The organism is Solidesulfovibrio sp. C21 (assembly GCF_047785625.1).
Classification (GTDB): domain Bacteria; phylum Desulfobacterota; class Desulfovibrionia; order Desulfovibrionales; family Desulfovibrionaceae; genus Solidesulfovibrio.
Window position 1 is genome coordinate 23300 of the sequence record NZ_JBLODY010000052.1, and the last position, 6342, is coordinate 29641.

General features: G+C 65.5%; 5 protein-coding genes. 3 read left to right on the forward strand and 2 right to left on the reverse strand.

Annotated elements, in window-relative coordinates:
- Window positions 1-57 precede the first annotated feature (57 nt).
- Window positions 58-3084, reverse strand: a complete 3027-nt coding sequence (locus tag ACMZ6R_RS14575) for a glycosyltransferase family 39 protein (RefSeq protein WP_416112714.1) — start codon at window positions 3082-3084, stop codon at window positions 58-60.
- Window positions 3081-3449: a hypothetical protein gene (locus tag ACMZ6R_RS14580; protein ID WP_416112716.1), complete on the reverse strand. Its 369-nt coding sequence runs from the start codon at window positions 3447-3449 to the stop codon at window positions 3081-3083. Before ACMZ6R_RS14580 ends, ACMZ6R_RS14575 begins: the two co-directional genes overlap by 4 nt.
- 238 nt (window positions 3450-3687) lie before the next feature.
- Here ACMZ6R_RS14580 and ACMZ6R_RS14585 point away from each other — a divergent pair, with 238 nt between their 5' ends.
- From ACMZ6R_RS14585 to ACMZ6R_RS14595, 3 genes are all read left to right on the forward strand, one after another.
- Entirely contained in the window at window positions 3688-4650 is a 963-nt protein-coding gene (locus tag ACMZ6R_RS14585) for an ABC transporter ATP-binding protein (RefSeq protein WP_416112722.1), read from the forward strand.
- Window positions 4651-4765: 115 nt separating this feature from the next.
- Window positions 4766-5767, forward strand: a complete 1002-nt coding sequence (locus tag ACMZ6R_RS14590) for an ABC transporter ATP-binding protein (protein WP_416112718.1) — start codon at window positions 4766-4768, stop codon at window positions 5765-5767.
- A 12-nt stretch (window positions 5768-5779) separates the two neighbouring features.
- Window positions 5780-6271, forward strand: a complete 492-nt coding sequence (locus tag ACMZ6R_RS14595) for a hypothetical protein (RefSeq protein WP_416112720.1) — start codon at window positions 5780-5782, stop codon at window positions 6269-6271.
- The last annotated feature ends 71 nt before the right edge of the window (window positions 6272-6342 follow it).

The following is a 6342-nucleotide window of genomic DNA, read 5'->3' on the forward strand; positions in this document are numbered from 1 at the left end:
GAACGGTCCTTTATGGGCTTATAACGCGTGGAAATGCGTGAGGCAAGGGGTGTCGGCTCATCTGAAAAAGGGCCGCATCCAGGGCGTGACGGTCAGCCCGGGCCGCAGGCGGTCGAAGGTCTCGGGCGGCGCGTCGCAAAAAAACAGTGCCGCCGGCCGGTTGCCGGGCGTGGCGTTGACGAGTTCGCCGGTTGCCGGGGGCAGGGGCGGCATGCCGGCGGTGTCCAGGGACATCTCGAAGGTCATGGGTAGCTGCGGGCTGGATTGCCACTGGCTGCCGTCGGTGACCATGCCCAGCCTGACGCGGACATCGGTGGTCCCGGGCGGCAGGGGCACGGCATCCACAAAGGGATGGTTCCCCGCGTTTTCCCATGTGCCGCTGCCGTGGCTGCGCAGGGTGAAGACCGTTTCGAAGGGGCCGCCGTTTGCCGATACGGAGAGGCGGCAGCGGTTTCGCCGTCCGGCGTCGCCGAACACGGAAGGGAAACTCGTCACCACCAGCCGCTTCATGGGGTAGGGGGCGGTGAAGCGGTAGGTGGCCTGACAGTCTTTTTTGCCCATGCAGGTCAGTGCCGGCGCGTCGGGCAAAATCCGCACGTCGCGCATGGCGTAAAAGTCGCCGGGGGCGAACTGGCCGAAATCGAACAATTCCCTGGCGATGATGGAGCTTCGTCCCTGCCGTGCGTAAACGGCCGTGGCCTGTGACGGCAGGCCGCAGGACAGGGGCAGGGGGGTGCCGTCAAGCGTGGCCAGAGTCGGCTGCATGTCGCCCGGGGCCTTGTAGCCCAGAGGAGGTTCCTGCAGCGAAACGGCCATGCGGGCGTCGCCGGCCAGATGCAGGTACGGATCGGCAAGCCAGGGGTCGTAAAGCTCCAAGACAGGCGCGCCGGCGGCATCGCGGATGACGTGGACCGGTGAAAGTCCGGGATGGGCGGCCAGAAAGGCCTGGCGGGCGTCAGGTACTCTCAGGCCCGAAGCGGCATCCGGGGGGAACACGTCCGGATTGCGGGAAAAGGCGACGAGCCGTCCGGGGCTCACGGCCGCGTCGCCAGCCGGTCGCTGGTCCGGGGCGAGGTTGGACAGGATCGTGCGCCACTGTCGGCGCAGGGCCGTCGTCGGATCGGGCGGCGGTCCTGCGCAGTCGATTTCGATGGCCACATCGGTGGTCTTGACCATCCCCTCCCGGGTGCCGTCGGAAACGGTCACGGCCACGTAGACGATTGGGCCGCCAAGGTCCCGCGCCGGAATCTCGTAGGATGCCGTATGGGTGTAGGTGCCGCGCCAGTCGGCGCTTTTTTCCGGCGGCCCGGGCGGGGACAGGGCGTCCAGCCGGCCGATAGGCTTCAGTTGGTCGGGATCGCTTCCGGCCAGAACCGTGGCCGAGGCGTCGGGGAAAAACGCGTTGCGCTTGAGGCAATACGCCGTGAGGTTGACTCGCGCTGCCGTGGCCCTGGGGGCATCGGCCAGGGAAAAGGCGTACAGGATGGTCCCCGGCCGGGTCATGTCCGCCGGCACCAGTCCGCCGCCGCCGAGATCGGCCGTGACGTTGTCCGTGGCGAAGGCGTCGTGAAAGAGCGTGAAATCGCGAAAATCGTCGGCATAGCGGAATTGTCCGGCCGTGTCGGGGATGACCGGGATCGGGGCGCGGTTGACCAGCCCGCCGACCAGGACGTCGAAGGATTGGGTCTTGAAAAGCGGCCGGGCCCAGGCCGGGGAGAGGTGGCCGACGCTCAGCAGATAATAGCGCTTGTAGGTGCGGCCGAAGCGCCCGCTGGCCTGGGGAAAGATATCGCCCAGGTACCAGTTTCCGACAAAGGTGAAATTGTGTTCGTTATCATAGAGCACGGCATTGATGTCGTTGCGGGCCAAGGCGACCTGTCGGAGCGGACCTTTGTCCGTCGCCATTTTCCCCTGGTAAAACGTGGCATAATGGAAATTGGCGGCGGCGGCCGTCAAAATGAGGGCCAGGACGGCGCCCCAGCCTGCCGTGGCCCGAAGGCGCGGCTTTGCGAAGGCCAGGGCCTTTTCCAGCAGCCGGGCGATCGCTTCGGCCCCGAAGGCCAGACCGAAGGCGAGCAGATAAAATCCGCTCATGACGTATTTGGGCGAGACGGAGAAATCCGTTTTGACCACATAGGCGGCGGCAATGGGCGGCACGCCCCAGGCCAGGATCATCCAGGCGCCGGTTTTGCCTTCCCGGCGCAGGGCGAAAAGATAGCCGAGGGCGGCCAGGGGCAGGGCGAACCACAGATTGTTGAAGTGCCCCTGATAGAAGTATTCCAGGAAAAAGCGCACATTGCGCATGAATTCCGTCAGCACGAAGGTATTGGTCCGGCCGTTGCCGTGAAAGGAAAGGTAGGCGTAATACTGGGCCGGCAGCCAGGGCGCGTACAGCACGACGGTCAGGCCGAAGGCGGCGAGGGCCCGCAGCAGCAGCCGTTTGGCCTCGCGACGTTCCCCCCGGGCGAAGCGCCCGGCCACCATGCCGGCGACGAAAAGTCCTTCGCCGGCCAGCACCGGGGCGGCGACATAGGAAGCGTAGAGACTGGCGGCGGCGGCCAGGGAGAAGAGCCACCACTGCCAGGTCTTGTCCTCGGTGACCGCACGGTACAGGGCGTAAAGCGCGGTCAGCGAGCAACCGTAATAGACGCCGTACCAGCGAATGTCCCGTGAGTAATAGACGTGAAAGAGGGCAAGCGCGCAAAAAAGACCGCCGGCAAAGGCGCAGCGTCGGCCGTACAAGAGCTTGCACAGTCCCATCAGGCTGGCGATGGACAGGCAGCCGAAAACAACGCTCGGCAGCCGGATGATCGCCCCCTCCCGGCCGAACTGGAGCGCCGCGTGCACGAGCAGGTGGTGCAGCGGCGGGCTGCAATCCGTGCTGACCGCCGAGGGGCTTTGGTACATAAGCCCCGACAGCAGGGCGGGGATGGCGGGCAGCGACCGGCCGAGCGTCACGAATTCGTCCCACCACAGTTCCATGGCGTCGAGAAACGACAGGCGGATTGCCGCGGCAAGCAGCAGTACGAGCCATAACGGCCAGTCGGCAAAGGCATTTCGGGGGCGTGTGGAGGATGTGTTCACGGGATGGATTTTGCTGGTGTGACCGGCGAAAGTGGTTCCAGGGTGGCGGAGACGTCGTCGATGCCCACGAGCACGCCTTTGGCCACGGTGCTGACGCGAATCCGAACGGGGTTGCCATCGGCGGCGTGGAAGACAGCCTTGAGGAGCGCGGCGCCAGGATCGTTTAGCCGCAAGATTTGCCGGCCATCATCGGAACGAACCGTGGCTTCGCCGATATAATGGAATTCGCCGTAGGGGGGCTGAATGGCAAAAAAGGCATTTGGATCGCGCCAAATGGACAGAATAGGCGTATTGTAGGTGATACTGCTTGTTGTTTGCTGTGTTGTGGCGTGCGCCGTGCCGGTACAGCCGGCGCTCGCCAGCATGACGGCGATGACCAGATGGAGGAATCCCCTTGCGCGCGGCGTTTGGATGCATGCACCAATGCGGCTGCTAAAGCCCGCAGTGGCGGGGAAGGGGAGATGCGGCAGACCTGGGGGGAAAGACATGCCGCGTGTCTAACGGTTTTGCCGTTTATTGCCAAGAAACAAATGGCTGCGGGTGTCGGCCCCCGCCTTGCTGGGGACCGGCAAAGCCGGTAGGAAGGGGCAGGACGCCATGACCATGCAGCAAGCCCTTTTATCCGTTGAAAACCTGACCACGGTTTTCGACTCCCCCGGAGGGCCGCTTACGGCCGTCGACGGCGTGGATCTCGCCATCGGACGCGGCGAGGTCATGGCCGTGGTCGGGGAGTCGGGTTGCGGCAAAACGGTGCTGTCCCTTTCGGTGCTGGGGCTCGTGCCGCCACCGGGGCGGGTGACGACAGGCAAGGCGGTTTTCGACGGCCGGGACATCCTGGCCCTGCCCGAGCGGGAACGCCGGGCTATTCGCGGCAGCCGGGCCTCCATGATCTTCCAGGAACCCATGACCTCGCTTAATCCGGTGCTCACCATCGGCGACCAGGTGTCCGAGCCGGTGCGCATCCACCGCAAAGCCTCCCGCCGGGAAGCCATGGACGCCGCCGCCGCCATGCTGGTCCGAGTGGGCCTGCCGGACGTCTCGAAGCGGCTTTCCGCCTATCCCCACGAACTTTCCGGCGGCCAGCGCCAGCGGGTCATGATCGCCATGGCGCTCATCCTTTCCCCGGAGTTGCTCATCGCCGACGAGCCGACCACGGCGCTCGACGTCACGGTGCAGCGCCAGATCCTCGACCTCATGCTGGGCCTGACCAGGGATTCCGGCACGGCCATCGCGCTTATCACCCACAACCTCGGCGTGGTGGCCCAGACCGCCGACGCCGTGGCCGTGATGTATTCCGGCCGGGTGGTGGAATACGCCGGGGTGCGGGCCTTTTTCGACGGCCCGGCCCATCCCTACAGCCAGGGGCTTTTGGCCTCGTTGCCGCGCCTGTCCGACCGGGGTCGGCTGACGCCCATCGCCGGTACGGTGCCGAGCCTGTCCGCTCTGCCGACCGGCTGCCATTTTCATCCCCGCTGCCCCCGGGCCTTCGCGCCGTGCGCCCACGAAGCGCCGCCCTTTTTCACCCTGGACAACGGCCGCCGTGCGCGGTGTTGGCTGTATGGGTAAATTTTATGAGAAGACAGTGCGAGAGGGGAAACCCTTTGAAAAGGGTTCTCCCCTCTCGCGCTCTCCCCTTCCTAAACTTTTTAATGGGTTAGCTTGGTTATAGGCAGACGTTGCCATGGATGCGCTTCAAAGACAGGACGTGAAGCCTCAAGAGGCCGCCCCCGTACTGGATCTGATCGGCGTGCGGCGGCACTATGTGTCGCGCCAGGGCTTTTTTTCGTCCGCGACCCGGACCGTCAAGGCCGTGGACGGGGTGGATCTGACCGTGGCCCCGGGCGAGACGCTGGGGCTTGTGGGCGAGTCGGGCTGCGGCAAGTCGACGCTGGCCCGGCTGGCCGTTGGGCTCGAGCCGCCAAGCGTCGGCAGCGTGCGCCTGGACGGGCACGATCCCTGGGAAGGCGGCCGCGAGATGCGCCGAAAACTTCCGGGACTGGTGCAGATGATTTTCCAGGACCCGTTCGCCTCGCTCAATCCCCGCCTTCCCATCGGCTGGTCCGTGGCCGAAGGGCTGCGGGCGGCGGGCATGGGCCGGGCCAAACGCCGTGAGCGCGTGCTGGAGCTGCTTTCCCTGGTCGGGCTTTTGCCCGAGCACGCCAGGCGTTTTCCCCACCAGTTTTCCGGCGGCCAGCGCCAGCGGGTGGCCGTGGCCCGGGGGCTGGCCCTTTCACCCCGGCTGCTCGTGTGCGACGAGCCCGTTTCCGCCCTCGACGTTTCGGTCCAGGCCCAGGTCATAAACCTCCTGGCCGACCTCAAGGAGCGGCTGGGGCTGGCCTATCTCTTTATTTCCCACGATCTGGCCGTGGTGGGGCACCTAAGCGACCGGGTGGCCGTCATGTACCTGGGCCGGGTGGTGGAATTGGCCTCGGCCAAGGCGCTTTACGACGCGCCGCTGCATCCGTATACAAGGGCGCTTCTGGCGGCGGCCCCGATCATCGATCCGGCGCACCGGCTTCCGGTTCCCTTGAGCGGTGATCCGCCGGACCCGGCCGCGCCGCTCCACGGCTGCCGCTTTCATCCCCGTTGCGCGTTGGCCGTGCCCGAGTGCGCCGCTACCGAACCGGAATTGATCCAGGTCGCGCCGGGACATTTCGCGCGCTGCCCCCGCGTCGCGCCATAAGGAGCATACCGCATGGATGTTATGGAAAAAGCCGCCGAGGAAATCTTCCGCGTGTTCATGGTCGAACACTGGGCCCGGTTTTACTTCGCCGTGGAGCAGGATGGCGTCGTCCACCTCGATGTGCCGCAAGAGGAGCTGACGGCCTTACGGACGGAGTATCCGGATCTGGGCGGTTTCATCGCCGGGATAAACGGCCAGCCCATCGATATGGAAAGCTCCCGCCGGTCGGTGGGAGAATTCGTGTTCAAGTCCATGGAAGGCGGCAACTACCCCATAGGCACCGTGGCCAAGGCCTTCGACAGCAAGCCGCTGGCCCTGCTCATGCAGCTTTTCTCGGTCTGGATGTCCGGCCACGAGGCCCAGCTCGACCAGGAAACCATGTCGTTTTCGGACTGGGACAACCTCTTTTCCGAATGGCGCAAGGACCCGGCCGTGCAGCGCTTCAGCGCCAACCTCGCCTCGACCGGCAACCCGTCCGGCTCCACCAGCGGTACCGTGCACTAGGGCGACGTGTTTGCCGGGGGAGGGGACCCTTTTTTGAAAAAAAGGGTCCCCTCCCCCGGACCCCCACCCTC